The 25,680-nt window shown below is 72.1% G+C and carries 25 protein-coding genes; 17 read left to right on the forward strand and 8 right to left on the reverse strand.

The features are described 5' to 3' along the window. Positions 1–578 precede the first annotated feature (578 nt). The 6 genes from urtA to AB0K25_RS22545 all read left to right on the forward strand — a co-directional run bounded on the left by urtA (position 579) and on the right by AB0K25_RS22545 (position 7,139). Positions 579–1,823, forward strand: coding sequence for an urea ABC transporter substrate-binding protein (gene urtA, locus AB0K25_RS22520; RefSeq protein WP_208566110.1), 1,245 nt, complete (start codon positions 579–581; stop codon positions 1,821–1,823). Positions 1,824–1,886: 63 nt separating this feature from the next. Then, positions 1,887–2,774 (forward strand): urea ABC transporter permease subunit UrtB, encoded by an 888-nt coding sequence (urtB, locus tag AB0K25_RS22525; protein ID WP_363822466.1) that lies wholly within the window; start codon positions 1,887–1,889, stop codon positions 2,772–2,774. Continuing rightward, positions 2,771–3,958, forward strand: a complete 1,188-nt coding sequence (gene urtC, locus AB0K25_RS22530) for an urea ABC transporter permease subunit UrtC (protein ID WP_219461649.1) — start codon at positions 2,771–2,773, stop codon at positions 3,956–3,958. Before urtB ends, urtC begins: the two co-directional genes overlap by 4 nt. Beyond that, complete coding sequence (gene urtD, locus AB0K25_RS22535) at positions 3,955–4,710, forward strand: urea ABC transporter ATP-binding protein UrtD (protein ID WP_357533621.1); 756 nt, start codon at positions 3,955–3,957, stop codon at positions 4,708–4,710. The genes urtC and urtD overlap by 4 nt, the downstream gene beginning before the upstream one ends. Then, positions 4,710–5,402 carry an urea ABC transporter ATP-binding subunit UrtE gene (gene urtE, locus AB0K25_RS22540; protein WP_208566106.1) on the forward strand — a complete coding sequence of 231 codons (693 nt, stop codon included), beginning with the start codon at positions 4,710–4,712 and terminating at the stop codon, positions 5,400–5,402. The genes urtD and urtE overlap by 1 nt, the downstream gene beginning before the upstream one ends. Positions 5,403–5,501: 99 nt before the next feature. Further along, positions 5,502–7,139, forward strand: coding sequence for a CotH kinase family protein (locus AB0K25_RS22545; protein WP_357533619.1), 1,638 nt, complete (start codon positions 5,502–5,504; stop codon positions 7,137–7,139). Here the strand turns inward: AB0K25_RS22545 and AB0K25_RS22550 are convergent. From AB0K25_RS22550 to AB0K25_RS22560, 3 genes are all read right to left on the reverse strand, one after another. Further along, positions 7,136–7,705 carry a Rieske (2Fe-2S) protein gene (locus AB0K25_RS22550; protein WP_308290718.1) on the reverse strand — a complete coding sequence of 190 codons (570 nt, stop codon included), beginning with the start codon at positions 7,703–7,705 and terminating at the stop codon, positions 7,136–7,138. The two genes, AB0K25_RS22545 and AB0K25_RS22550, sit on opposite strands and share 4 nt — an antisense overlap. A 106-nt stretch (positions 7,706–7,811) precedes the next feature. Beyond that, positions 7,812–8,474, reverse strand: a complete 663-nt coding sequence (locus AB0K25_RS22555) for a DUF6529 family protein (protein ID WP_219461659.1) — start codon at positions 8,472–8,474, stop codon at positions 7,812–7,814. Further along, positions 8,474–9,214, reverse strand: coding sequence for a hypothetical protein (locus AB0K25_RS22560; protein ID WP_219461662.1), 741 nt, complete (start codon positions 9,212–9,214; stop codon positions 8,474–8,476). Before AB0K25_RS22560 ends, AB0K25_RS22555 begins: the two co-directional genes overlap by 1 nt. 190 nt (positions 9,215–9,404) lie before the next feature. Here AB0K25_RS22560 and AB0K25_RS22565 point away from each other — a divergent pair, with 190 nt between their 5' ends. The 8 genes from AB0K25_RS22565 to mnhG all read left to right on the forward strand — a co-directional run bounded on the left by AB0K25_RS22565 (position 9,405) and on the right by mnhG (position 17,462). Continuing rightward, positions 9,405–10,358, forward strand: coding sequence for an ion transporter (locus AB0K25_RS22565; RefSeq protein WP_308290719.1), 954 nt, complete (start codon positions 9,405–9,407; stop codon positions 10,356–10,358). 285 nt (positions 10,359–10,643) lie between these two features. Then, positions 10,644–11,123: a potassium transporter TrkA gene (locus AB0K25_RS22570; RefSeq protein WP_219461666.1), complete on the forward strand. Its 480-nt coding sequence runs from the start codon at positions 10,644–10,646 to the stop codon at positions 11,121–11,123. 146 nt (positions 11,124–11,269) lie between these two features. Further along, the gene (locus AB0K25_RS22575; protein ID WP_363822473.1) at positions 11,270–14,092 is read left to right on the forward strand and encodes a Na+/H+ antiporter subunit A; all 2,823 of its coding nucleotides are present in this window, start codon (positions 11,270–11,272) and stop codon (positions 14,090–14,092) included. Further along, positions 14,089–14,589, forward strand: coding sequence for a Na(+)/H(+) antiporter subunit C (locus AB0K25_RS22580; RefSeq protein ID WP_363822476.1), 501 nt, complete (start codon positions 14,089–14,091; stop codon positions 14,587–14,589). The genes AB0K25_RS22575 and AB0K25_RS22580 overlap by 4 nt, the downstream gene beginning before the upstream one ends. Further along, entirely contained in the window at positions 14,586–16,166 is a 1,581-nt protein-coding gene (locus AB0K25_RS22585; protein WP_219461678.1) for a Na+/H+ antiporter subunit D, read from the forward strand. Before AB0K25_RS22580 ends, AB0K25_RS22585 begins: the two co-directional genes overlap by 4 nt. Then, positions 16,163–16,840: a Na+/H+ antiporter subunit E gene (locus tag AB0K25_RS22590; RefSeq protein ID WP_308290721.1), complete on the forward strand. Its 678-nt coding sequence runs from the start codon at positions 16,163–16,165 to the stop codon at positions 16,838–16,840. The genes AB0K25_RS22585 and AB0K25_RS22590 overlap by 4 nt, the downstream gene beginning before the upstream one ends. Continuing rightward, positions 16,837–17,100 (forward strand): monovalent cation/H+ antiporter complex subunit F, encoded by a 264-nt coding sequence (locus tag AB0K25_RS22595; protein ID WP_088645903.1) that lies wholly within the window; start codon positions 16,837–16,839, stop codon positions 17,098–17,100. The genes AB0K25_RS22590 and AB0K25_RS22595 overlap by 4 nt, the downstream gene beginning before the upstream one ends. After that, positions 17,097–17,462: a monovalent cation/H(+) antiporter subunit G gene (gene mnhG / locus AB0K25_RS22600; RefSeq protein ID WP_208566100.1), complete on the forward strand. Its 366-nt coding sequence runs from the start codon at positions 17,097–17,099 to the stop codon at positions 17,460–17,462. The genes AB0K25_RS22595 and mnhG overlap by 4 nt, the downstream gene beginning before the upstream one ends. A gap of 87 nt (positions 17,463–17,549) precedes the next feature. On the opposite strand, the gene AB0K25_RS22605 is transcribed toward mnhG, so the two are convergent. After that, the gene (locus AB0K25_RS22605; protein ID WP_219461681.1) at positions 17,550–17,930 is read right to left on the reverse strand and encodes a YccF domain-containing protein; all 381 of its coding nucleotides are present in this window, start codon (positions 17,928–17,930) and stop codon (positions 17,550–17,552) included. 57 nt (positions 17,931–17,987) lie between these two features. Here AB0K25_RS22605 and AB0K25_RS22610 point away from each other — a divergent pair, with 57 nt between their 5' ends. Continuing rightward, positions 17,988–19,004, forward strand: coding sequence for a methyltransferase (locus AB0K25_RS22610; RefSeq protein ID WP_357533608.1), 1,017 nt, complete (start codon positions 17,988–17,990; stop codon positions 19,002–19,004). A 43-nt stretch (positions 19,005–19,047) separates the two neighbouring features. On the opposite strand, the gene AB0K25_RS22615 is transcribed toward AB0K25_RS22610, so the two are convergent. From AB0K25_RS22615 to AB0K25_RS22630, 4 genes are read right to left on the reverse strand one after another with little or no spacing between them, the layout of a single operon-like run. Next, entirely contained in the window at positions 19,048–20,070 is a 1,023-nt protein-coding gene (locus tag AB0K25_RS22615) for a methyltransferase (protein WP_363822482.1), read from the reverse strand. Further along, positions 20,067–21,233 carry an aminotransferase class V-fold PLP-dependent enzyme gene (locus AB0K25_RS22620; protein WP_308290722.1) on the reverse strand — a complete coding sequence of 389 codons (1,167 nt, stop codon included), beginning with the start codon at positions 21,231–21,233 and terminating at the stop codon, positions 20,067–20,069. Before AB0K25_RS22620 ends, AB0K25_RS22615 begins: the two co-directional genes overlap by 4 nt. After that, positions 21,230–22,600: a tryptophan 2,3-dioxygenase family protein gene (locus tag AB0K25_RS22625; protein WP_363822485.1), complete on the reverse strand. Its 1,371-nt coding sequence runs from the start codon at positions 22,598–22,600 to the stop codon at positions 21,230–21,232. Before AB0K25_RS22625 ends, AB0K25_RS22620 begins: the two co-directional genes overlap by 4 nt. A gap of 56 nt (positions 22,601–22,656) precedes the next feature. Then, entirely contained in the window at positions 22,657–23,361 is a 705-nt protein-coding gene (locus AB0K25_RS22630) for a tryptophan 2,3-dioxygenase family protein (RefSeq protein WP_219461693.1), read from the reverse strand. A gap of 458 nt (positions 23,362–23,819) precedes the next feature. Here AB0K25_RS22630 and AB0K25_RS22635 point away from each other — a divergent pair, with 458 nt between their 5' ends. Next, on the forward strand, positions 23,820–24,380 hold the full coding sequence (locus AB0K25_RS22635; protein ID WP_219461695.1) for a GNAT family N-acetyltransferase: 561 nt from the start codon (positions 23,820–23,822) through the stop codon (positions 24,378–24,380). A gap of 305 nt (positions 24,381–24,685) precedes the next feature. Beyond that, positions 24,686–25,579, forward strand: a complete 894-nt coding sequence (locus tag AB0K25_RS22640) for a siderophore-interacting protein (RefSeq protein ID WP_255598096.1) — start codon at positions 24,686–24,688, stop codon at positions 25,577–25,579. Positions 25,580–25,680 lie beyond the last annotated feature (101 nt).

Here is a 25,680-nt window from a genome sequence, read left to right on the forward strand (position 1 = left end):
ACCCGCCCACACCCACCCCCACACCCCGGTGATCAAGAGGTTTGCGTCATCCGTCGGCCGTTTGGTGACGCAAACCTCTTGATCACCGGGGAGATGCGGGGCGGGGCGGCGTGGGGGAGGGGGGAGGGCGTGGGGTGGGGCGTGGGGGTGGTGGTTGACAGGGGGGTGGGTGGGGGCTCTAGGATGCTTCCTGCGTGAAGTAATCGCCATTCCTGCCATTGTGGGGCGTGCGGCCGGGTTTTTGGTCGGGTGCCTGTGCCGGTGGTGGCGGATGCTATTTCGCGGATTCTATTGAGGTCATCGTCGGTTTGCGGCGGTGGCCTTTTCTTATGCGCCGAGATCGATTGGTGAAACAGCCAATTAAGGGCTGGGAAACGTGGCGGCAATCAATTGGGCAGAGGCTCTTGCTGCCCGAAGTCCACTGCGGACCGCCACGGTGACGTCCCACCCGTCACCCGGCGGCACCGCCGACGACCACCGCTACCGCACCGATTGCCGAGTTGGACCAATGTCTGCCGACCAGTGCTGGTCGGCACGGAAAATCGTCCGGCGAAATTCGCTCCGCGCAGGGAGAATGAATGTCACAGTTCCGGGGCCGCCGCATCCTGGCGGGCGCCATGACCCTGATCGCCGCCGCCGCACTCACCGGTTGTGGCAGCAAGACCTCCGACGAGAAGTCGACCGCCGGTGTCAGTGCCGACGTCTCCGGCGACTCCGTCAAGGTCGGGCTGCTCAACTCGCTCTCCGGCACGATGGCCATCAGCGAGGTCACCGTGCGGGACTCCATCATGCTGGCCGTCGAGGAGATCAACGCCGCCGGTGGCGTGCTGGGCAAGAAGATCGTCCCGGTCGGTGAGGACGGTGCCTCCGACTGGCCCACCTTCGCCGAGAAGGCCGAGAAGCTGATCTCCCAGGACCGGGTCGCCGCCGTGTTCGGCTGCTGGACGTCGGCCAGTCGCAAGGCGGTCAAGCCGGTCTTCGAGAAGAACAAGGCGCTGCTGTTCTACCCGGTGCAGTACGAGGGGCTGGAGCAGTCGCCGTACATCTTCTACACCGGGGCCACCACCAACCAGCAGATCGTGCCCGGCCTGGACTACCTCAAGGCGCAGGGCAAGAAGTCGGTCTACCTGGTCGGCAGCGACTACGTCTTCCCGCGTACCGCCAACAAGATCATCAAGGCGTACGCGGCGGCGAACGGGATGACCGTGCTCGGCGAGGACTACGCCCCGCTCGGTTCCACCGAGTTCGGCACCATCGTCAACAAGGTCCGCTCCGCCAAGGCCGACGCGGTGTTCAACACCCTCAACGGTGACAGCAACGTCGCGTTCTTCAAGGAGTACACCTCCGCCGGGCTGACCGCCGCGAGCATGCCCGTGGTGTCGGTGTCGATCGCCGAGGAGGAAGTCAAGGGGATCGGCACCCAGTACCTCAAGGACCAGCTGACCGCCTGGAACTACTACCAGACCACCCCCGGCGCGGCCAACCAGAAGTTCGTCGCCGCGTACAAGGCCAAGTACGGCGCGGACAAGCCGACCAGCGACCCGATGGAAGCCGCCTACGTCGCGGTGTACCTGTGGAAGGCGATGGTCGACAAGGCCGGCACGTTCGAGGTGGAGAAGGTCCGGGCCGCCTCCGGTGGCATCACCTACGACGCCCCGGAGGGCCTGGTCACCGTGGACGGCCCCACCCAGCACATCGCCAAGACCGCCCGGATCGGCAAGGTCGGCGCCGACGGGCTGATCGCCGAGGTGTGGAACTCGGGCAAGCCGATCACGCCCGACCCGTACCTGAAGAGCTACCCCTGGGCGAGCGGCCTGAGCTGACCGATCCCGGCCCGGGCGGGAGGCACCCCCGCCCGGGCCGACCCACCACTTCGGAGCGCGAACGTGACAGTCCTCTTCGGTCAGCTCTTCACCGGCATCAGCATCGGCGCGGTGCTGCTGCTCATCGCCCTCGGCCTGGCGCTGACCTTCGGCCAGATGAACGTGATCAACATGGCGCACGGTGAGTTCATCATGGCCGGCGCCTACACCACCTACGTCCTGCAGCAGACCGTGACCGCCGCCGGCTGGTCGCTGCTGGTGGCGCTGCCGGTCGCCTTCGCGGTGGCCGGCACCATGGGCGTGCTGCTGGAGGTGCTGCTGATCCGCCGCCTCTACGCCCGCCCGCTGGACACCCTGCTGGTCACCTGGGGCGTCTCGCTGATGCTCCAGCAACTCGCCCGCGACGTCTTCGGCAGCCCCAACGTGCAGACCCGCGCCCCGGCGCTGCTCACCGGAAACGTGTCCCTGCCCGGCGGCCTCACCGTCGCCAACAACCGGCTGTTCATCCTGGCCCTCGCGGTGGCCGCCGTTGTGGCGCTGACCCTGGCACTGCGGCTCACCCCGCTCGGGCGGCGCATCCGCGCCGTGGTGCAGAACCGGGACCTCGCCGCCGTCTCCGGCATCCCCACCGCCCGGGTCGACCGGACGACCTTCTTCATCGGCTCCGGGCTGGCCGGCGTCGCCGGGGTCGCGCTGACCCTGCTCGGGCCGATCGGCCCCACGATGGGCACCAACCTGATCATCGATGCCTTCCTGGTCGTCGTGGTCGGCGGCATCGGCCAGCTCAAGGGCAGCGTGATCGTCGCCTTCGCGCTGGGCGTGCTCCAGGCCACCGGCGAGTACCTCACCACACTCAGCGTCGCCAAGGTGATCGTCTTCGTGGCGATCGTGGCGTTCCTCCAGTGGCGGCCCCAGGGGCTGTTCACCCTGCGTACCAGGAGCCTCGCATGACCGCCGCGCCGCTGGTCGGCACCGATCCCGCCAGCGCGGCCGGCACCCCGGCCGGCGGCCGGCGGGGCCGCCGGTTCGACGGCCCGGCCCGCACCGCCGCCGGGTTCGCCCTCGGTGCGGCGCTGCTGTTCGCCGTCGCCCCGCTGACCCTGTCGGACTTCCGGCTGTCGCTGCTGGCCAAGTACCTGTGCGTGGCGATGGTCGCGGTCGGCATCGGCATCGCCTGGGGCCGGGGCGGCATGCTCACCCTCGGCCAGGGGGTGTTCTTCGGCCTCGGCGGCTACGCGATGGCGATGCATCTCAAGCTCGCCGACGCCGGCCCCGGCGAACTGCCCGACTTCATGCAGCTCTACGGCCAACTCGACGAGTTGCCGTTGTGGTGGCGGCCGTTCGCCAGCCCGTGGATCGCCCTGCCGGCCACCGTGCTGCTGCCGATGGCTGTCGCGTTCGGCCTCGGCTCGCTGGTGTTCCGCCGCCGGGTCCGCGGCGCCTACTTCGCCATCCTCAGCCAGGCCCTCGCCGCCGCGATGGTGATCCTGCTGGTCGGCCAGCAGGGCACCACCGGCGGCACCAACGGCCTCACCGACATCCAGGGCTTCTTCGGGTACGACCTGGACGACCCGGTCAACCAGCGGATGGTCTACTTCATCATCGCCGCCAGCCTGCTCGCGCTGCTGGCCCTGGCCCGCCAGCTCATCCGCAGCCGCTACGGCGAGTTGCTGGTGGCCGTCCGCGACGGTGAGGAACGGGTCCGTTTCCTCGGCTACGACCCGGCCGGCGTCAAGCTCGTCGGCTACGTGATCGCCGCCGGGATGGCCGGGCTGGCCGGGGCGCTGTTCGTCCCGGCGGTCGGGATCATCTCACCCGCCCTGATCGGGATCGTCCCGTCCATCGAGTTCGTCATCGGTGTCGCGGTCGGCGGCCGGGCCACCCTGCTCGGTCCGGTGCTCGGCGCGGTGGCGGTGGCCTGGGCACGTACCGCCCTGTCGGAACGGTTCCCGGGCACCTGGACGTACCTGCAGGGCCTGCTGTTCGTGCTGGTGGTGGCGTTCCTGCCGGGCGGCCTGGCGTCGCTGTGGGTGCTGGCCCGGCAGCGCCGGTCGGACCCGGCCGGCGCGCGGTGGTGGCGGCGGACCCGGCCGGTGGACCGGGCCGAGAACCGGACGGAGGTGTCGGCGGCATGACCGGCCCGCAACTCGACGGCCTGTGCGTACGCGGCCTGCGGGTCACCTTCGACGGCTTCACCGCCGTCGACGGGGTCGACCTCGACGTGCCGCCCGGCGACATCCGCTTCCTGATCGGCCCGAACGGTGCGGGCAAGACCACAGTGGTCGACGCCGTGACCGGGCTGGTCCGGGCCACCGGCTCGGCCCGCTTCGGCGACCGGGAACTGCTCGGCCGCGACGTGCACCGCATCGCCCGGCTCGGCATCGGCCGCACCTTCCAGACCGCCTCGGTCTTCGAGGAACTGACCGTGGTGCAGAACCTCGACATCGCCGCCGGTGCCACCCGGAACTGGTGGACGTTGGCCCGACGACGCAACCGGATCCCCGACGAGGTGGCCGCCGCGCTGGAGACGATCGGGCTGACCGATCGGGGTGACCAGCTGGCCGGCGCGTTGGCGCACGGGCAGAAGCAGTGGTTGGAGATCGGCATGCTGTTGGTCTCCGACGCCCGGCTGCTGCTGCTCGACGAACCCGTCGCCGGGATGAGCCACGAGGAACGCGACGCCACCGGCGCCCTGCTGGAGACGGTCAGCCGGGACCGCACCGTGGTGGTCATCGAACACGACATGGACTTCCTGCGGCGCTTCGCCCGCAGCGTGACCGTGCTGCACGCCGGGAAGGTGCTCAGCGAGGGCACCGTCGCCCAGGTCCAGGCGGACCCCCGGGTGCAGGAGGTCTACCTCGGCGTCGACACCGCACCGGAGGCGTGATGTTGGATTTGCGTGGCGTACACGCCGGCTACGGCCGCAGTGAGGTGCTGCACGGGGTGGACGTGGCCGTCCCCGCCGACGGGGTGGCCGCCGTGCTCGGCCACAACGGCGCGGGCAAGAGCACCCTGCTGCGGGTCGCCGTCGGGCTGCTGCGCCCCCGCGCCGGCACGGTCACCCTCGACGGGGAGGACGTCACCCGGCTCGCCCCGCACCAGCGGGTCGCCCGGGGCCTGGCGTACGTCCCGCAGGGCCAGCAGTGCTTCCCGCACCTGACGGCGGCGGAGAACCTGCGGCTGGTGGCCGACGGCCGGCGCGACGGGGCCGCCGCCACCGCCGAGGCACTGGACCTGTTCCCGGCGCTGCGTCCCCTGCTGCGGCGGCGGGCCGGCCTGCTCTCCGGCGGCCAGCGGCAGCAGTTGGCCATCGCCCGTGCGCTGGTCACCCGGCCCCGGCTGCTGCTGCTCGACGAACCCACCGAGGGCATCCAACCCTCGGTGGTCGCCGAGATCCAGGACCGGATCGTCGAGCTGGCCACCGGGGCCGGCATCCGGGTGCTGCTGGTGGAGCAGCACCTCGGCTTCGCGCTACGGGTGGCGACCCGGCACTACGTGCTGGAGTCCGGCCGGGTCACCGCCACCGGCGACGGCGGCCGGGACGCCGAACGGTCGGTCCGCCAGGCGCTCGCTGTCTGAACGTGTTGGATCGATGACCGAAAGTGATCGAACCTGTAACATTGGCGTGCGTAGATGGCATGGAGGTGCTTCAACCGCCCGTGACGCAGGGGAGTGACTGTGCGGAATCTGCCGGCCCGGGTCCTGGGCGTCGTGACCGCGATCTCGCTCGGTGTGGTCGGCGGCCCGTCGCCGGCCCCGGACCGGCCGGCCGGCGCGTCGGCCACCGCCGCCCCGGCGGCGGACCCGGCCGACGAACTGACCGGCGACATCGTCTTCTCCGCGCCGAGCGGCACTTTCCGGGACGCACTCGCGGTCTCGTTGCGGACGACGGTGACCGATGCCGAGATCCGCTACACGACGGACGGGGCGCTGCCCCGCGCGGACTCCCCACGGTACGACGGCACCCCGGTGGCCATCTCCGCCACCACCCAGCTACGGGCCGGTGCGTTCGTCGACGGGGTGGCGACCGGTGACCCGGGCACCGCCCTCTACGTCGAGCGGGCCGTGGACGTCAGCCTCGACCTGCCGATCCTGCTGATCGACGGGTACGGCCAGGGTGCGCCGGGACGGGAGTTCGTCGATGCGGCAGCGCTGCTCTTCGCGCCGACCGGGGGACACGCGTCGCTCTCGACGCCACCCACCCTCGCCACCCGGATCGGTTACCACCTGCGCGGCACGTCGAGTTCCCTGTTCGACAAGGCGCCCTACCGGGTCGAGTTCCGGGACAACGAGGACGACGACGTCGACCAACCGGTGCTCGGCATGCCGGCCGAATCCGACTGGGTGCTGCGGGGGCCCTACACCGACAAGGCGTTGATCCGGGAGGCGTTCACCTTCGACCTGGCCCGCGAGATCGGATTCCAGGCACCCCGGTACGCCTTCGTGGAGTTCTACCACAACGTGGCGGACCGGCCGGTGAACGCCGAGGACTACCAGGGCGTCTACCTGATCGTCGAGACCATCAAGAACTCGAAGAACCGGCTCGACCTGAAGGACCTCGACCCCGACGACGTCACCCTGCCGGCCATCTCCGGCGGGTACATCTTCAAGTTCGAGTGGCTGACGGCCGAGGAGCCGACCCTGGAGTGCCAGGGACGGCCCGCGACCTGCTGGCACTACCTGGAGGTGGTCGACCCCTCGCCCCTGCAACCGGAACAGCAGGCCTGGCTCACCGGGCACCTCCAACAGTTCAACGACCTGATGCAGTCCCGCGACTTCGCCGATCCGACCACGGGCTACCCCGCCTGGATCGACGTGGGATCGTTCGTCGACTCGTTCATCGTCAACGAGCTGACCCGCAACTTCGACGCGTACGCCCGCAGCTCGTACTTCCACAAGGACCGCGGCGGCAAGATCACCGCCGGGCCGCTGTGGGACCTCGACCTCACCTACGGCATCGGCGGCGGGGACAACCTGGAGACCACCGGTTGGCAGTACGCGCAGCCCCGCTGGCCGAAGCCCAACAACTGGATCAACCGGCTGGTCACGGACCCCGGTTTCATGGCGCTGGTCCGGGCCCGCTGGGCCGCTCTCCGCCAGGGTCCGCTCTCCGCCGCCGGGCTCGACGCGCGCCTCGCCGCTCTCACCGCGCCGCTGGCCAACGCCGCCGACCGCAACTTCCAGCGGTGGCCGAACCTGACCACCGAGAAGATCGGCCCCATCGTCACCCCGACCGCCGACACGTGGCAGGGGCAGCTCGACTACCTGCGGGACTGGCTGGACCGGCGGATGGCGTGGCTGGACTCCGCCGTCTAGGCCAGCCGGATGTCGTCACCGTCGACGGTCACCGCCCTGGGCGGCAGCGGGCTACCGGCCGGGCCGCTGCGCACCGCGCCGTCGGCGATGCCGAAGACGCTGTTGTGGCAGCCGCAGACGATGGTGCCGTCCTTGACGGAGGTGACCGTGCAGCCCTGGTGGGTGCAGGTCGCCGAGAACGCCTTGATGGTGCCGGCGGCGGGTTGGGTCACCACCACCCCCTCGGCCTTGAAGATCTTGCCGCCGCCGACCGGGATGTCCGCCACCGCGGCCAGCGCCGCCGGGGCGGGCGGCTGCTCGCCACCTCCGGCGGGGGAACCGCTCGCCCCCGCGGACGGCCCGGCCGCGCCCGGTGAGGCGCCGGCCGGGTTGCCACCCGCAGGAGCCCCGGCGGAACCGCTGGCCGCCGGAGCGGCGGCCGGTGCCGTCGACTCACCGTACGTCTGGCAGCCGGTGAGCAGGGCGGTCACACCCACCCCACCGGCACCGGCCAGCACGGCCCGCCGGGACGCACAGCCCGCCCCACGTTCGTCGCACATCTGCCCGTCGTTCCTCTCGTGTGTCACACGCCCACCCTGTCCACGGGCCGCCGCCGCGGCACGTGCCCGCCCCGCGTATCGGCTACCGGCCCGCGTCAGCCACCCGGCCCGCGTATCGGCTACCGGCCCCGCGTCACGTGCCCACCCCGAAGGTGGTGAAGTACCACAGCGACGAGGTCACCCAGATTCCCATCAGGACGGTGAAGAGCAGCCCACCGACGACCGGCAGCACCCAACCGGCCAACCCCCGTTTGGGCAGGGCCAGCATCTTCATGGTGAAGATGCCGAAGAAGAGGCAGCCGAGCAGCGAGTGCAGCAGGGTCCGCAGGTCGTAGTCGGCGAAGCCCAACGCGTAGAGGCAGTGCACCGCCACCGGCACGGTCAGCAGGAACGCCACCCGGCCGCTCCACCGGTGCAGCCCACCCGCCCAGGAGGGCGAGAAGCTACCGAGCCGGCCCCACATCGACAGCGCGGTGACCAGCTGCACCACGGCGAAGAAGGCCGCCCCGGTGCCCAACCAGACCTTGACCGCCTGGGGGCTGGAGAAGCCGGCCACGTTCACCGCGATCCCGGTGGGCTGGTGCACCTTGGCGTACGCCCCGATGGCCACCGTGACCGCCGCCCCGACCAGCAGCGGTACGACCACCGAGGCGGGTGGTCCGCCGGAGGCGGTGGACGGCGTACCGGTCGGGTCGGGCGGGATCCCGACGGACGGGGGGTCGGACAGGACCCGGACGGACAGCCCGTCGTCGACGTCGCGTCCCACGTCGGTCTCGAACCTGCGGCGGGCGGTCATCACTCACCGCCGCCCGGGTCGGCCGCCACCGGGGCCGCGGTGACGGTCCGGCCGTCCAGGATGGTGGTGCCGAACGCGGGGTCCAGCGGCGGGGCCGACACCGCAGTGCCGTCGCGGGTCACCACCCCGATCTGGCTGCCGTCGGGCAGCATGATCCAGCCGCCGTCGACACCGGAACGGCGCTGCTGCGAGGTGGCCCGGTAGAGCACCGGGTCGGGCTTGCTGGTCTGCTTGGCGGTGAACTTCCACCGGCGCTGGCCCACCACCATCTCGCCGGAGGCGACGCCGTCGCCGAAGGAGCCGGTGAGCACCTCGCCCTTCTTGCCGGTCAACCTCATCCGGCCGTCGGCGGCGGTGCCCTTGAGCCACACCTCCAGTTTCTTGCCGTCGCAGACGTACGCCACCGCCTTACCGTCGGTGACGGTGATCGCGATGGTGGCGCCGCCGTCGATCCGCCCGGTCCAGTTGGAGTCGGCCTTGGCCGCCGGTGGTGTGCTCGGCGGTGGCGTCTGCGGCGGGGCGGGCTGGCCCCGCTGCTCCGACGGCTCCGCCGGGGTGGCGTCCGGTGCCGGCTCCGCTGGTGCGGCGGGCGACTCGACGGCGGCCTCGGGCGAGGCCGCCGCGTTCGCGGCCGGCCCGGCGTCGACCGTACGCGGTGCCGCCTGGGCGCTCATCGCGAACAGGACGGCGGCCATGCCCGTCCCGGTCAGCAGGGTGAGCAACGGGGTCATGCGCTTCATGAGCAGCTCCCTTCACCGGGATGTACGAAGTCCGGGCCCCGGTCGTTCAATGTCGCGGCGAGAAGCTGTGCCCGAAAGTGGGCCGGTGGCCGGTCGGTGACTTTCGGTGACCGTCGGGGATGGCCGTTAGGGTGTCGGCATGGCTGCCGCGTTTCCGCCCCGCTGCGGGACCGGGTGACCGGTGCCGCCCGTGGCCACACCCCTGTCGCCGGTTCCCACCCCACGGGGTGCCCCCGATCCCGGTCCGGCCCACCTGTCCGGCCTGCCCAGGTGGTGTGCCCGCATCGCCCGGTCTCGTCCGTTCGAGGCGGCGATCGTGGTGCTCATCATGGCCAACGCGGCGGTCCTCGGGGTGGAGACCTATCCGGATCTCGGTGCGGCCCGACCCGCGCTGCACTGGCTGGAGCTGAGCTTCCGGGTCGCCTTCGTCGCCGAGATCGCCATCCGGGTGCTGGCGTACGGGCGTCGGCCGCAGGACTTCCTGCGGCACGGGTGGAACGTCTTCGACCTGGTGGTGATCGCGGCGATCTTCCTACCCGGGCTGCACGGCGACTCGGCGCTGCTGCGGGTCGTGCGGGTGGCCCGGGTGCTGCGCCTGGTGCGTTTCTCGCCGGGGCTGCGCACCATCGTGGCCGCGCTGTGGCGCAGCCTGCCCGGTGTCGGCGGGTTCCTCGCGCTGGCCATGGTGACCCTCTACGTCTACGGCATGGCCGGCTGGCTGATCTTCGGCCGGGCCTACCCGGAGCAGTACGGCGACATCGGCCGGTCGCTGCTGACCCTGTTCGTGCTGCTGTCCCTGGAGACCCTGCCGGATCTGGTGGAGCAGGGGATGGCGCTGTCCCCGTGGACCCTCGTCTACTACGTCAGCTATGTGCTCATCACGGTCAACCTGTTGCTGAACATCCTGATCGCGGTCATCGTGAACTCGATGGAGGAGGCTCGCCGGCTGGAGATGACCGAGCGGCTGGCGCCCGGCTACGACGCCGACGGCGACGGGGTGCCCGACGAGGTGGACCGGATCGCCCTGACCCAGCGCCTGGACGACCTGCGGGCGGTGATCGCCGAGCTGGAACGTGAGCTGCGTATCGACCGGGACGACCCGGCGAGCCGGCACCGGTCGGCCGAACGCTCCGACGCACGTTGACGACGGGCGTCGGTATCCGCCGCCGACATGTCACCCGGACCGTCGGCATTCGCCGCCGACATGTCGCACGGCCCGTCGGCCGCTGACTGGCCGGTGCCGGTCGGTGGACCCGTGACCGTCGCCCCGAGCGGTGCCGAGGGTCCGTCGGCACCCCTCCGACGTCCAGGTTTCCCGAATGGCGGGACGGTGGAGGTGGGCGGTCGCGTCCCGATCATGATAGGGATGAAGGGGCGCGCGGCCGTTACCGGCCGGACGCCCCTTCGATGTTGGGCGAAGGAGGTCGGTGTGCGGTTCGAACGTACGGTCATTCACGGGGTCGGACTCTGCCAGCGCTTCGCCACCGCACACGGCCAGTGGGCCAGCGTCATCTCCCACCCCGGCGGGCGGCGCGACATCGTGATCTACCACCCCGACGACACCGACACCGCGGTCGGCACGCTGGTGCTCGACCAGTCCGAGGCGCAGGCCGTCGCCGGTGTGCTCAACCAGGCGGTCACCGTCGACCACCTCGCCGAGCTGGAACGCCAGCTCCCCGGCGTCACCGTCGTGCGAATACCCGTCGCCGTGGGCGGTGCCGGCGACGGAAAGCGTTGGCGGGACACCGCGTCGTCCGACCTGCCGCTGTCGCTGCTCGCGGTGGTCCGCGCCGGCCGGGTCGTCCCGACCCCCGGCGACGACTACGTCCTGCTCGCCGGCGACGAGGTCGTCGTCGCGGGCGCGGAGGCGGCCACCACGGCCGCCGTGGACGTGTTCGCCGGTCACTGACCGGGTACCACCACCGACCGACCAACCACTGGTGACGCCACCACCGCGGTGGCCGTGCGACCCGGGGACGCCCGTCCCCGCGCCGCCGGTTCCGCACCGCCCCGATCGGGTCGGTGGCCGCCGACACTGATCTTTGAGGAGGGTATGTGCTGGTCCTGGTGGCGGTCCACGCACTGGCAGCCGTGGTCGCCCCGGGGCTGGTACGCCGCTTCGGCCGCCGGGCGCTCTACGCCGTCGCGCTCGCCCCGGCCGCCACGCTGGTCTGGGCGCTGAGCCGCACCGGTGGGGTCCGGGCCGGCGAGCCGGTGGTGGAGACCTGGCCGTGGGTGCCCCGGATCGGCCTGGAACTCGCCCTACGGATGGGCACCCTGTCCTGGCTGATGGTGGTGCTCGTCGGCGGGGTCGGCGCGCTGGTGCTGGCGTACAGCGCCAGGTACTTCCGCTCCGACGACCCCGGGCTGGGCCGATTCGCCTCGGTCTTCGTCGCCTTCGCCGGTTCCATGCTCGGCCTGGTGGTCTCCGACGACCTGCTGCTGCTCTACGTCTTCTGGGAACTCACCACCGTCTTCTCGTACCTGCTGATCGGCTACGACCCGGCCAAGCGGGCCAGCCGGCGGGCCGCCATGCAGGCGTTGCTGGTCACCACCCTGGGCGGGCTCGCGATGCTGGCCGGGTTCGTGATGCTCGGCCAGCACGCCGGCAGCTACCGCTGGTCGGTCGTCGCCACCGACCTGCCCGGCGGCGGCTACCTGGTCACCGCGCTGATGCTGATCCTGCTCGGTGCGCTCAGCAAGTCGGCGATCGTCCCGTTCAGCTTCTGGCTGCCGGGGGCGATGGCCGCCCCCACCCCGGTCAGCGCCTACCTGCACGCCGCCGCGATGGTCAAGGCCGGGGTGTTCCTGGTCGCGCTGCTCGGCCCGGCCGTCGCCGACGTCACCGCCTGGCGGGTGGTGCTGCTCGTCACCGGTCTGGCCACCCTCTTCCTCGGCGCCTGGGTGGCGCTGCGCCAGACCGACCTGAAACTCCTCCTCGCCTACGGCACGGTCAGCCAGCTCGGGCTGCTGATGGTGGTCCTGGGTGCCGGCACCCGCGACGCCGCACTGGCCGGCGCGGCGATGGTGTTGGCCCACGCCCTGTTCAAGGCCACCCTGTTCCTCGTCGTCGGGATCGTCGACCACACCACCGGTACCCGTGACCTGCGCGAACTCAGTGGCCTCGGCCGGCGCGCGCCGGTGCTGGCCGGGGTCGCCGTGCTGGCCGCCGCCTCGATGGCCGGGCTGCCGCCGATGGCCGGCTTCGTCGCCAAGGAGGCCGCCTTCGAGGCGTTCCAGCACGGGGGTACGGCCGACCTGCTGGTGCTGGCCGGGGTGGTGGCCGGGTCGGCGCTGACCGTGGCGTACACGCTGCGGTTCCTGTGGGGCGCGTTCGCCGGCAAGCCCGGGGTCGCGCCGACCGAGCCGCACCCGGCGGGCCGGTCGTTCCTCGCCGCTCCGGCGCTGCTCGCCGTGGCCGGGCTGGCCGTCGGCGTCGCCGCCCCGGCCCTCGACGGGCTGCTCGCCCCGTACGCCGACGGGTTCGCCTCCGCCGAGCCGGGTTACCACCTGGCGCTGTGGCACGGCCTGACCCCGGCGCTCGGGCTGTCCGCCCTGGCGGTGGCGGTCGGCGGCGGTCTGTTCCTGCTGCTGCACCGGGGACGGCTGCGGGCGACCCGGTGGACCCCTGTCGACGGCGCGGCCGGCTACGAGCGGCTGGTCGCCGGGGTGGACCGGCTCGCGGTGGAGCTGACCGGCGCCACCCAGCGGGGCTCGCTGCCGTTCTACCTCGGGATCATCCTGGTGGTGCTGGTCGTGCTGCCCGGCGGCGCGCTGCTCACCGGCGGGCCCTGGCCCCGTGAGTTCCGCGCCTGGGACACCCCGTTGCAGGCCGTCGTCGCCGCCCTGGTGATCGTCGCCGCCGTGATGGCCGCCCGCGCGCTGCGCCGGCTCACCGCGATGATCCTGGTCGGCGTCGCCGGCTACGGCACCGCCCTGATGTTCGTCCTGCACGGCGCACCGGACCTGGCGCTGACCCAGTTCCTGGTGGAGACCGTCACCATCGTCATGTTCGTGCTGGTGCTGCGCCGGCTGCCGGTGAAGTTCTCGGCCCGGCCGATCCGGGCCAGCCGGCGCGGCCGGATCGCCCTCGGGGTCGCCGTCGGCGCGGTCGTGTCCGGGATGGCCTGGGTCGCGGGGAGCGGCCGGCTGGCCACCCCGATCTCCGACCGGTTCCCCGACGAGGCGGTCTCCTACGGCGGCGGCAAGAACGTGGTCAACGTGACCCTGGTCGACATCCGCGCCTGGGACACCATGGGCGAGATCGCGGTGCTGGTGGTGGCCGCCACCGGGGTGGCCAGCCTGATCTTCCGCCGTTCCCGGGACCTGGACCGGCGCAGCGCCGTCCCCGGCCCCCGACCGGCGACCACCGGCGGGCCGCGCTGGCTGACCGCCGGCTTCGAGTCGCACCGGCACTCGGTGATCCTCCAGGTGGTCACCCGGCTGCTGTTCCACGCCATCGTGCTGTTCTCGGTCTACCTGCTCTTCTCCGGCCACAACGCCCCCGGTGGCGGGTTCGCCGCCGGGCTGGTCGCCGGACTGGCCCTGGCCGTGCGTTACCTGGCCGGCGGCCGGCGGGAACTCAACGCCGCCGCCCCGGTCGACGCCGGCGCGGTACTCGGCGCGGGACTCTTCCTCGCCGTCGGGACCGGAGTGGTGGCGATGCCGCTGGGTGGGGAGTTCCTGCAGAGCGCGGTGCTCGACCTGCACCTGCCCCTGCTGGGCAAGGTCCATTTCGTCTCGTCGGTCTTCTTCGACGTCGGCGTCTACCTGATCGTGGTCGGCCTGGTGCTGGACATCCTGCGCAGCCTCGGCGCCGAGATGGACCGCCAGCAGGAGGACGCCCACGACGACGTACGGGACAAGGAGCTGGTGTGACCCCCAACCTCACCTACATCGTGGTGGTCGGCGTGCTCTTCGCCGCCGGGGTGACCCTGCTGCTGGAACGCAGCCTGACCCGGGTGCTGATGGGCATCATCCTGCTCGGCAACGGCGCCAACCTGCTGCTGCTCACCGGCGGCCGGGCCGGTGGCCCGCCGATCGTCGGCACCACCGACGGGGCGGAGATGAGCGACCCGCTGCCCCAGGCGATGGTGCTCACCGCCATCGTCATCACCCTCGGCATGACCGCGTTCCTGCTGGCGCTGTCATACCGCAGCTGGCACCTCAACGGCCACGACGAGGTGCAGGACGACGTGGAGGACCGCCGGATCATGGACCTGGCCGACCGGGACGAGGGGCCGGGCACCGACGACGCCGACCAGCCCGACTCCGACGACCAGCTCGACGGCGACGGGCGGACCGATCCGGACAGCCGGCGGCCCTCGGCGGCGTCGGCGTCGGTGGCGGCCGGCGAGCGGGGGAGGAAAGCGTGAACTACCTCGTCCCACTGCCGGTGGTGATGCCGCTGCTCGGCGCGGCCCTGACCCTGCTGCTGGCGAGCCGCCCCCGTGCGCAACGGTGGGTCAGCCTCACCGTGCTCACCGCGACCGTGGCGGTGGCCGCCACCCTGCTGGTCCGCTCCTCGATCGACGGTCCGCTCGTCGTCGAGGTCGGCGGCTGGGTCGCGCCGCTGGGCATCGTGCTCGTCGCCGACCAGCTCGCCGCGCTGATGCTGGTGGTGTCCGCCGCCGTGACCCTCTGCGTGCTGGTGTACTCCATCGGGCAGGGCATGGCCGACGGGCACGAGGACACCCCGCTGTCGGTCTACCACCCCACCTACCTGGTGCTGACCGCCGGAGTGTGCAACGCGTTCCTCTCCGGTGACCTGTTCAACCTCTACGTCGGTTTCGAGATCCTGCTGGTCGCCAGCTACGTGCTGCTCACCCTGGGCAGCACCGAGACCCGCATCCGGGCCGGCACCACGTACGTCGTGGTCAGCCTGCTGTCGTCGCTGATCTTCCTGGTGGCGATCGGGCTGGTCTACTCGGCCACCGGCACCCTCAACCTGGCCCAGCTCGTCGACCGGCTCGACGCGCTCCCCGACGACCTGCGGTTGGTGCTGCAGGGGATGCTGCTGCTCGCCTTCGGCATCAAGGCGGCGGTCTTCCCGCTGTCGGCGTGGCTGCCCGACAGTTATCCCACCGCGCCCGCACCGGTCACCGCCGTCTTCGCCGGCCTGCTCACCAAGGTCGGCGTGTACGCCATCATCCGCACCGAGACGCTGCTGTTCCCCGGTGGCCGGACGGCCGACCTGCTGCTGGTGGTGGCGGCGTTGACCATGCTGGTCGGCATCCTCGGCGCGGTCGCCCAGTCCGACATCAAACGACTGCTGTCGTTCACCCTGATCAGCCACATCGGGTACATGTTGTTCGGGGTGGGCCTCAGCTCGTCGCTCGGGTTGGCCGCCGCGATCTTCTACGTGGTGCACCACATCACCATCCAGACCACCCTCTTCCTCTCCGCCGGGCTGGTCGAACGCCGGGGCGGCAGCACCGCGCTGGACCGCCTCGGCGGGCTGGCCCGGTTGTCGCCGCTGCTCGCCGTGCTGTTCTTCGTGCCCGCGCTGAACCTGGCCGGGATTCCACCGTTCTCCGGTTTCCTCGGCAAGCTCGGCCTGGTCCAGGCCGGGGTGGACGACGGTGGCGTGCTGGCCTGGGTGCTGGTCGCCGGTGGGCTGCTGACCAGCCTGCTCACCCTCTACGCCATCGCCCGCGTGTGGAACCTGGCGTTCTGGCGTCGCCCGCACCCGGAGATGCCCGAACCGCAGGACAGCGTGCACACCGTGCGTACCGACGGGGTGGAGCAGCCCTACCGGGGGCCGGACCGCGACGCCCACCCGGGCGCGATGCTGCCCCGCCTGATGATCGCGCCGACGGTCGCCCTGGTGGTGCTGGGGCTGGGGCTGACCGTGGTGGCCGGGCCACTGTTCGACCTCAGCTCCGACGCCGCGGACGACCTGCTGCGGCGCACCCCGTACGTCGAGGCCGTCTACCCCGGGGGTACCCCGTGAGCCACGATCCGCCGCCGCAGCGGTCCGAGGAACTCTCGCCACCACCGGAGGACCTGTCGCCGCAGCGTGCCGGTGAACCGTCGCCGCCGGTGCATCCCGAGGATCTGCCGTTGACTCCGGCGGCCCACCGCCGCAACCAGGCCGTCGCGATGATCGTCCTGGTCACCGTCTGGGTGTTGTTGTGGGGGACGCTGAGCTGGGCCAACGTGCTCGGTGGGCTGGTGGTGGGGCTGGTGGTGCTGACCGTCTTCCCGCTGCCCCCGGTGACCTTCGCCGGACGGGTGCACCCGGTGCCGCTGCTGCGGTTCGCCCTGCGCTTCCTGCGGGACCTGGTGGTGGCCAGCGTCCAGATCGCGGTGCTGGCACTGCGGTTCGGGCACCCCCCGCTGGGCGCGATCATCGCGGTGCCGCTGCGGGTCCGCTCCGACCTCAACCTCACCCTGACCGCCGAGGCGCTGTCCCTGGTGCCCGGCAGCCTCATCGTCGAGGTAGACCGGGACGCCGGCATCCTCTATGTCCACGTCCTCGGGGTGCGCGACCGCGCCGAGGTCGAACGCTTCCGCGACGGCGTGCTGGAGTTGGAGGCCCGGTTGATCGCGGCGATCGGTTCGGCGCAGGAGCAGCGGCTGATCCGGGAGCACACACCGTCCACCCTGGAAGGAAGTTCGAGATGACCGCTGTCGCCGTGATCGTCACCGTGCTGCTGGCGGTGGCCGGTGCGCTCACCCTCACCCGGATCGTCCGGGGGCCGTCGGTGCTCGACCGGGCGGTCGCCACCGACGTGCTGCTGGCGATCGTGGTGGCCGCCGTGGCGACCGAGGCCGCCTACAGCCGGGACGCGACCGCGCTGCCGATCCTGGTGGTGCTGGCCATCCTCGGCTTCGTCGGGTCGGTAAGCGTCGCCCGCTTCGCCACCCGCCGGGACGACCGGTGAGCGTCGACGCGGTGCTGGACGTGGTGGCCGCGGTCTGCCTGCTGGGCGGTGCGCTGCTCAGTCTCGCCGCCGGGGTCGCCCTGGTCCGTTTCCCCGACCTGCTGTCGCGGATGCACGCCGCGGCCAAGCCACAGGTGCTCGGCCTGCTGCTGGTGCTGCTCGGCTGCGCGCTGCGGCTGCGGACCGGGGTGGACGTCACCACGCTGGTGCTGGTCGGCGCGTTCCAGTTGGCCACCGCGCCGGTCGCCGCCCACATGATCGGCCGGGCCGGCTACCCGCACGACCGGATCCGCACCGATCTCCTGATCACCGACGAACTCGCCGCCCACCTCGACCGCCTGCACGCCGACCGCCGGCCCTGACCGGGGCGTTCCCCGGCCTTCGGGCCCCGGCCGCCGGGTCGTCGCGGCCGGGTCGTCGCTGCCCTGACCGGGGTGTCCCCGGGCGGGTCAGGGGGCCTCGACGACCTCCCGGCCGAGCGGCCAGAACGCCGCCGGGACGAGCTTGAAGTTGGCGATGCCGAACGGGATGCCGATGATCGTGACGCAGAGCGCGATCCCGGCGAGCAGGTGGGACAGCGCCAGCCACCAGCCGGCGAGCAGCACCCACAGCACGTTCGCCAGCCCGGACGGGACGCCGGCCCCGGGCTTCGCGACCAGGGTCCGGCCGAACGGCCACAGCGAGTACGACGCCAACCGCAGCGAGGCGACCCCGAACGGGATCGTGATGATGAGCACGAAGCAGACCACCGCCGCGACGAAGTAGCCGAGCGCCAGCACGATTCCGCCACCGAGGATGAGCCACAACAGGTTCAGGATGAAGCGAATCATTACTCCATAGTGACGGGTGCGTGCCACCGCGTCACCGTTCCATGATCTTATGTTCCCATGATCACTCCCACTCCTCTCATGCATCTCGTCGCCGGCGTCTGGGGCTTCAAGACCCTCGCCGTCGGGGTCGAGTTCGGGCTGTTCACCAAGCTGGCCGGCGGCCGGACCGTCACCGTGGCCGAGGTCGCCGCCGAGTTCGGGCTCGACGAACGCCCCGCCGACCTGCTGCTGTCGGCCAGCGCGTCGCTGGGGCTGCTGGAGCGGGCCGGTGACGGCTACCGCAACTCCGAGCTGGCCGAGCAGTTCCTGGTCGAGGGGCGGCCCTACTACTTCGGTGCCCAGGTGCGCTACTCCGACCTGCGCACCTACCTGCCCTGGCACCGGGTGGGCGAGGCGCTGCGCGGTAACCGGCCGCTCACCTGGGACCCGCAGCAGCAGGACTCCCTGTTCGACACCACCGACCAGGAGCTGGTGGCCCAGTTCTGGGACGCCATGTTCGCCACCTCCCGGTTCACCGCCCGCGCCCTGGCCGACGCGTACGACTTCGGCGCGCACCGCCGGCTGCTCGACGTCGGCGGCGGCGCGGGGGCGTTCCCGATCGAGTTCTGTCTGCGTCTGCCGCACCTGCGGGCGACGATCCTGGACCTGCCGCACGTGTGCGTGCGGGCCGGGGAGCGGATCGCGGAGGCGGGCCTGACCGACCGGATCAGCGCCGTCCCCGGGGACTTCCTCGCCGACCCGGCCCTGCCGGACGGGCACGACGTGATCCTGCTCAGCATGATCCTGCACGACTGGGACGAGCCGACCAACCGGGCGCTGCTGGCCCGGTGTTTCGCCGCGCTGCCGCCCGGCGGGGTGGTCGTCATCTCTGAGCTGCTGCTCAACGACGAGCGCACCGGCCCGCCGGAGGCCGCCCTGATGGGCATGAACATGCTCGTCGAGACCGAGGGCGGCAAGAACTACTCCGGTGCGGAGTACCGGGCCTGGCTGACCGACGCCGGCTTCGTCGACGTGCGTACGGTGCCGTTCGAGGCCCCCGGCGCGAACGGCGCGGTGCTGGCCCGCCGCCCCTGACCGGCCCGGCCGGCGGGCCACCACGGTCCGCCGGCCCGCCCGCTCACCCCGGCTTGTACGCGGTGACCAGCTCCCACCCGCCGGGCAGCACCGCCACCCGGGTGAAGCCGACCTCGGCGAGCAGCCCGGTGTAGAACTCGACCTCCCGCAGCCGGCTGACGCAGCTGTCCACCCCGATCAGGAAGTAGCTCCAGAAGAACTGCACGGCCAGCCGGTCCGGGGTGCGGAACTCCTCGGCGATCAGCAGCAGCCCACCCGGCTCCAGCGCCGCGTACGCCTGCTCCACCAGGCGGCGGGCGACGTCGTTGGGCCAGTCGTGCAGCACCCGGACGAACGCCATCGCGTCGTAGCCGGTCGGCAGCGGCCCGGCGAGGAAGTCGCCGCCGACGAAGCCCAGCCGGTCGGGGTGCCCCCGGGCGACCCGGGTGGCCGCCACCAGCGGTGCCACCGGCGGCAGGTTGAACACGTCGGCCCGCAGGGCGGTGGCGGTGTCGAGGATGTGCGCGGCGAGCGTGCCGTCGCCGCCGCCGACGTCCAGCAGGCGTCGCCGGTCCGGCCACAACCGGTCGGCGTGCCGGCGCAGCGTCTCGATCACCGGGCCGAGCCCGGCGGCCATGCTGCGTTCGAAGTCGGCGGTCTGCGCGTCGGTCCTGGGTGGCCAGGCGAAGTCGTCGTCGGTCATGCCGACCTCGCCGCGCAGGCTCTCGGCGAGCCGGCCGTGCAGCAGACGCCACGGGTAGCGGTCCCGGTCCCGTTCGATCGCGTCCGGGCCGACCACCGCCAGCACGGCGTCGCGCAACCCGGGCACCGCCCGGTAGCTGGCCGCGGCGATGTCGTCGCCGGGTTCGTGGCGGGTGACGCAGCCGAGGCTCTCCAGGCAGTCGAGGAACTTGTAGAGCCGCAGCGGGCGCACCCCGAACCGGTCGGCCAGCGCGTCGAGGCGTACCGGGCCGGGTTCCAGCGCGTCGAGCAGGCCGAGGGCCAGCGCGGTCTCCAGCACGTCGACGGCCTTGGGGCCGTTGACGAGCAGGCTCATCAGCGCCCGGGGGGACAGGGTGACGGTCACCGGTCCAGCTCCTCGGCCAGCGCGTCCATGAACGCGTCGACCTCGTCGAGGGTGTTGTAGACGTGCGGCCCGACCCGCAGCCAGCCCCGCCAGGTGCAGATCATGTTGCGTCCGGCCAGCCGCCGCTTGACCGCCTCGCCGTCGGGGACGTCCAGGCAGACCACCCCGCCCCGGCGCTGCGGGTCGGTGGGGCTGACCACCGCGATGCCGGCCGCCGCCGCCCGGTCCAGGACCCGCTGGGTCAGCGCCAGCGAGTGCGCCCGGATCGCCCCGATCCCGACGCCCGCGAGCAGGTCCAGGCCGACCTGGGAGATCAGCGAGGTCAACGGGTACGGCGTGCCGCCGGCGAAGCGTTGCGCCCCCGCCGCCCACCCGGTCGACACCCGGAAGGTCAACGCCCGGTCGCCGGCCTGCCACCCGGTCGCCGCCGGTTCCAGCCGCTCGGCCAGGTCGGGGCGGACGTAGAGAAAGGCGGTGCCGGCCCCGCACAGCCACTTGTGCGCACCGCCGAGGACGACGTCGACGCCGAGCGCGGTCACGTCCAGCGGGACCGCCCCGACGGTCTGGAAGGCGTCCACCACCACCAGGGCGCCGACGGCGTGGGCGCGGGCGACCAGCCGGGCCAGGTCGATGGTGGCCCCGGAGGAGAAACTCGCATGGGGTACGCAGACCAGCAGCGTCCGCTCGTCGATGCGGGCTTCGAGGGCGTCCTCGTCGAACCGGGGGCCGCCGGTGCCGACCACGTCGAGCCGCGCGCCGTAGCGGCCGAACGCGGTGCCGATGAACGGCACCGTCGGGTACTCCAGGTCGGTGGTGACGATCCGGTCGCGCGGCGGGCGGTAGTCGAAGCAGGACAGCACCCGGACCAGCAGCGTGCTCAGGTTGGCGTCGGTGACCACGCTGCCCGGCGGTGCGCCGAGCAGCGCGGCGACCGAGTCGGCGTACCGGTCGAGGCCGACGTGCCAGCCCTGCCACACGTCGTCGCGCCAGTCGCGCAGGGTGGCCCAGTAGTCGGCGAGCACCCGTTCGACGCCCCGGGGCGACGCGCCGGTGGAGTTGTTGCCCAGGTAGACGCAGGTTTCCAGCAGCGGGAACTCGGCGCGCAGGGTGGTGTGCGCGGCGGTGTCCAGGCAGCCTGCCGGGAGGGTGTCGGGTCCGCTCACTCGGAGCAGCCTCCAATCGGGTCGACCCGGGTGGTGCCCGGGTCTGCGGATACGGTGGTGAAGACCGGATCGGCGCGGACGGCCGCCAGGTAGGGGGTGCCCTCGGTGTAACCGGTGCCGGAACGGCTGCCGAGCATCCGGGTCGCCAGCCGGTGATGGGTGCGTCGCCAGGTCAGCACGGCCTCGGCGAAGGCCGCCATCCGCTGGCGTACCAGCGCCTGGTCGGGGCCCCGCAGTAGCCCGTCGCGGACCGCCGTCCGGTAGGCCTGGTCGATCGACGGCTGGCCGGACCGCACCAGGTCACGCACCTCCGGCACCGACCGGTACGCGGTGGAGTCCAACCGGTCCGGCGTCGGCGGACGGCACAGCGACTCCATCAGTTTGTAGGAGCGGGACTGGATCGCGCTGGCCCCCTCGGTGTAATCCCGGAACGTCCGGAACGCCGCCGGTTGCATGGTGGCCAGCAGCGAGAAGAGCGGACCGGCGTCGCTGATCAGTTCCCGGGCGTACGCCAGCGAAGCGGCGGCCCGGTGGGGACGACCGGTGGCCAGCGCGGTGATCGTGTCCCGCAACTCCTCGGCGACCCCGGCGAACACACACTCGTACGCCTGTAGGACCCGGATGAACAGGTATTCGTCGTGGGAGACGTAGACCGGCAACATGCTCAGCCGCAGGACCCGCTCCCGGGCGGGATCACGGCCGGCGACGGCGAGCCGGTGCAGCGCCGTCGCCGCCGCCACCGGGTCCCGGGTCGATGTCATCGGGTGCGGGTCGGTGACCGCCCCGACACGGCCGAGCCGGGTCAGCGCGGAGATCCCGGCCCGCACCCCGAGTCGGTACCGTTTGGCCACCACCGTCGGCTCCGGCCGCTGCTCGGGGAGCAGATCGGTGGCATCGGTCGCGACGGCCAACTCGAACGCGAGGGCGTCGGCGACGAGGTCGACCAGCAGCCGGTCGCGTTCCCGCCGCCCGCCGGCCCGCCCGGCCCGCACCGCCTGCTGGCTCTGCCCGGCCCGCGTCGCCGGCCCGGTCTGGTCGGTCTGGCCGCTCGACGGGGCCGGCCCGGCCGGGCGGGTGTCCATGGGCCCGGCGGCGGGCAGGGGGAGCAGGGGCAGGGCCAGGTAGCTGCGGTAGTCGTACCGGTCGTCCCACTTGTCGAGCGCCACGTCGAGGAAGGTGGACAGCTGGCGGGCGGGGGGCGTCCGGGTGCCCACCCGGGCGCGGACCTGATCCAGCAGGGCCAGCAGTTCCTTTTTGACGAAGTGTTTGCCGACGCGTTGAAATTCGGTGACAACCGCATCGTAGGGAAATCTCTCGGGATCGGCCGTACCGGACGACCAGCTGGTCAGCTCAAGCACGATCCGCACCTCGGGTGGGGGTATGTCAAGGGAGGCGCCGACGATTCTTCGAGTGGCGCTGGTCGTCATGCTTCTGCGGAGCGGGAATGGGCCGACACCGGCGTGTCGGTGTTCGGCCGGGCCGGTCGCAGCTCGGGGAAGAACCGGTGCTCGACGAGCTTGGCGAGCATCGTGGCCGGGCTGGACGGGCTGCCGTCGGCGGGGTGCCCACCGACGGCCAGGGCGACCTGGTAGTGACGTGCCCGCCACCGGGAGACCTGTTCGTCCCATCCGGCCATCGCCTCGGCGAGCCGACGTGTCGGGTCGGTCGGCGGCAGGGTGTGCAGCGTCGCGCCCCGGTCGGCGAGCTGCCCGGCGAAGGCCCGGCCGAGCTGCCGGCTCACCGACGCGACCTGACGCCAGCCGGGTGACTCGGCACCGGATCCGTTGCCCAGCGCCGGTTGCATCGTCTGAAAGTCGATCGGTGCCAGATGGTCGAACATCGCCAACTGGTCGGTGACCAGTCGCACCGCGAGCGTCGCACGGGCCAGCAGCTCCGCCGCCGCTGCCGGGTCGGCGGCCTCGGTCCGCGCCACGGCGGCGCTCAGCTCGGCCCCGGCCAGCTTCAGCCACAACTCGGTGGACTGGTGTACGACCTGGAAGAGCAACTCGTCGCGGTGCAGCACCTCCTCCGGGCGGCGTTGCAGATCGAGCAGTTCACCGGTGCGCATGTAGCGGGCGTAGTCCGTAGGACCGTCGCCGGGCAGCACGGGTGACTGGTCACGTTTCACGACTGTCCCTCCGGTAAATGCCGGCGCGGCACGGATGTCGGCGCTCAACGGTGCAATTATCCAACGAAGAACGGCAATGTGTCACCCCCCTCCCGAAGTGGAGGGTGGTCGGCTCCGGGGGAGGAAACGCACTTTTTCTCTCAGCATGTGAGCGCTAACATGAATAATTCCTTTCGTCAATGCCGAACGGTGCCTGACGTGTCACATCCGCCCGGCCCGGGCGAGGTCCGGGGTGGGTGACCCACTCCGCGCTCGCCCGACGGGGGCTGCGTGGGCAGGGCGGTCCGGCCGGGAATTCGGGCGTACTCGGAGTGTTCGATTGCTTACTGTGCGGATGCGTGGTTGGGTCGTCCTTACCCATCGGCTGCGGCGGTCGGTAGCGGCGGTGGCGGTTCGTGGGTCGACGGCTCGTGGGTCGACGGTTCGTGAGTCGACGGTTCGGTCCCGGAAGGAGTGCCATGGCGACGGTGTCGACCTCCGCCTCGCGTCTGATCGACGGCTTCGGTGAGGTGACCATCCGGCCGGTGCGGCCCGACCGGGACGTCGAGGTGATCCACGACTGGGTCACCCGGGAGCGGTCCCGGTTCTGGGGCATGCGGGACGCCGACCGCGAGCGGGTGCACGAGATATACGCGTACCTCGACTCGTTGAGCACCCATCACGCGTACCTGGTCCACCGGGACGGCCGCCCGGTGGCCCTGTTCCAGACCTACGAGCCGGCCGCCGACCCGGTCGGGCGGTGCTACGAGGTGCGCCCCGGTGACTTCGGTGTCCACCTGCTCATCGGCCCCCCGGACGGCGGTACGGAGCCCGGCTTCACCGGTGTGCTCCTCGACGCGTTCCTCGCGTTCGTGCTGGCTGATCCGACCCGGCTGCGGATCGTGGCCGAGCCGGACGCCCGCAACACCCGTGCCGTCGACCGGCTGGCCCGCGCCGGCTTCGTACCCGGCCCGCAGATCGACCTGCCGGACAAGCGCGCCCAACTGATGTTCCTCGACCGGGTCGCGCCGGGTCGCTGACCGCCGCCCGCCGGCCGTGCCCGCCGCCGGTGCCCGCCGGTCGGGTGGGCCGACGGTGCCCGCCGGTCGTGCCCGCCGACGGTGCCGCAGGGTCGGGTGCGCCCCGTGGTCCTGACCGGGTCGCCACGTCGAGACCCGCGTGGTCCTGGCCGCGACGTGGCGTGGCCGCGACGGCGGTTCACCCGAACGGGGACGGGGTAGGCCACCTCGCCATTCATCTTCTTGGTTAGGTTAGCCTCACCTACGTGCTTAGTGATCGAGTTCGCCCGGCGGGGGAGCCCCACCACGCCACCGGCACCACGACCCTGCCCGCGGCCCCCTGGCGGCTGTTCGACGTACAGGTACGCGCGGTGCGTCGACTCAGCCCGTCCTTCCTGCGGGTCACCTTCACCGGCCCGGACCTCGACCGGTTCGCCGACAACGGCTACGACCAGCGGATCAAGCTGGTGCTGCCGCTGCCCGGCCGGCCCGGCGTCCACCTGCCCGGCGGCGTCGACTGGTACTCCCACTGGCGGGCGCTGCCCGAGGACGAGCGCTGCCCGATCCGCACCTACACCGTCCGGGCGGTCCGGCCGTATCTGGCCGAGGTCGACATCGACCTCGTGCTGCACGGCGACAGCGGTCCGGCCGGTCGGTGGGCGTTGCGGGCCCGCCCTGGCGACGAGGCCGGCCTCCTCGGACCCGACGCCGGCTACCACGGTGACCACGGCGGCATCGAGTTCCGCCCCCCGGCCGCCGGTCAGCTGCTGCTGGCCGGTGACGAGACCGCCGTACCGGCGATCAGCGCCATCCTGGAGCGGCTGCCCCTCGACGCCCGGGGCCGGGTGCTGTTGGAGGTGCCGGACCGGGCCGACGTGCTGCCGCTCGTCGCGCCGCCCGGGGTCACGGTCGACTGGCTGCCCCGCGACGGCGGCGACCACGGCAGTCGGCTGCTACCCGCCGTCGCCGCCGCGGCACACCACCTGCTCTGCGACGTCGGCGTGCACCCCACCGGCCCGATCGTCGACGTCGACGTCGACCAGGCTCTGCTCTGGGAGGTGCCGACCCCGACCTCGCCGGTGCCGGTCTACGCCTGGCTGGCGGGGGAGGCCGGCGTCATCCGCGCATTGCGCCGGCACCTCGTCGCCGACCGGGGCATGGACCGGCGCGCGGTCGCCTTCATGGGGTACTGGCGGCACGGCCGGACGGACCCGGCCTGAGCGTGACCAGCGGTTGTGACCCGCGTTACCTCTCGGTGGAGCGGGAATCAGAACAGCGGATCCGGATTTGAAGCCAGGTGTGATCTTCGCACCCGTTACCG

Source organism: Micromonospora sp. NPDC049257, assembly GCF_040678915.1.
Lineage (GTDB): Bacteria > Actinomycetota > Actinomycetes > Mycobacteriales > Micromonosporaceae > Micromonospora > Micromonospora antibiotica.

Excerpts from the sequence above, each read along its gene's own strand:
- urtA (WP_208566110.1), top strand. The coding sequence starts at position 579 with ATGTCACAGTTCCGGGGCCGCCGCATCCTGGCGGGCGCCATGACCCTG.
- urtC (WP_219461649.1), top strand. The coding sequence starts at position 2,771 with ATGACCGCCGCGCCGCTGGTCGGCACCGATCCCGCCAGCGCGGCCGGC.
- urtD (WP_357533621.1), top strand. The coding sequence starts at position 3,955 with ATGACCGGCCCGCAACTCGACGGCCTGTGCGTACGCGGCCTGCGGGTC.
- urtE (WP_208566106.1), top strand. The coding sequence starts at position 4,710 with ATGTTGGATTTGCGTGGCGTACACGCCGGCTACGGCCGCAGTGAGGTG.
- AB0K25_RS22555 (WP_219461659.1), bottom strand. The coding sequence starts at position 8,474 with ATGACCGCCCGCCGCAGGTTCGAGACCGACGTGGGACGCGACGTCGAC.
- AB0K25_RS22560 (WP_219461662.1), bottom strand. The coding sequence starts at position 9,214 with ATGAAGCGCATGACCCCGTTGCTCACCCTGCTGACCGGGACGGGCATG.
- AB0K25_RS22595 (WP_088645903.1), top strand. The coding sequence starts at position 16,837 with ATGACCGCTGTCGCCGTGATCGTCACCGTGCTGCTGGCGGTGGCCGGT.
- AB0K25_RS22605 (WP_219461681.1), bottom strand. The coding sequence starts at position 17,930 with ATGATTCGCTTCATCCTGAACCTGTTGTGGCTCATCCTCGGTGGCGGA.
- AB0K25_RS22610 (WP_357533608.1), top strand. The coding sequence starts at position 17,988 with ATGATCACTCCCACTCCTCTCATGCATCTCGTCGCCGGCGTCTGGGGC.
- AB0K25_RS22635 (WP_219461695.1), top strand. The coding sequence starts at position 23,820 with ATGGCGACGGTGTCGACCTCCGCCTCGCGTCTGATCGACGGCTTCGGT.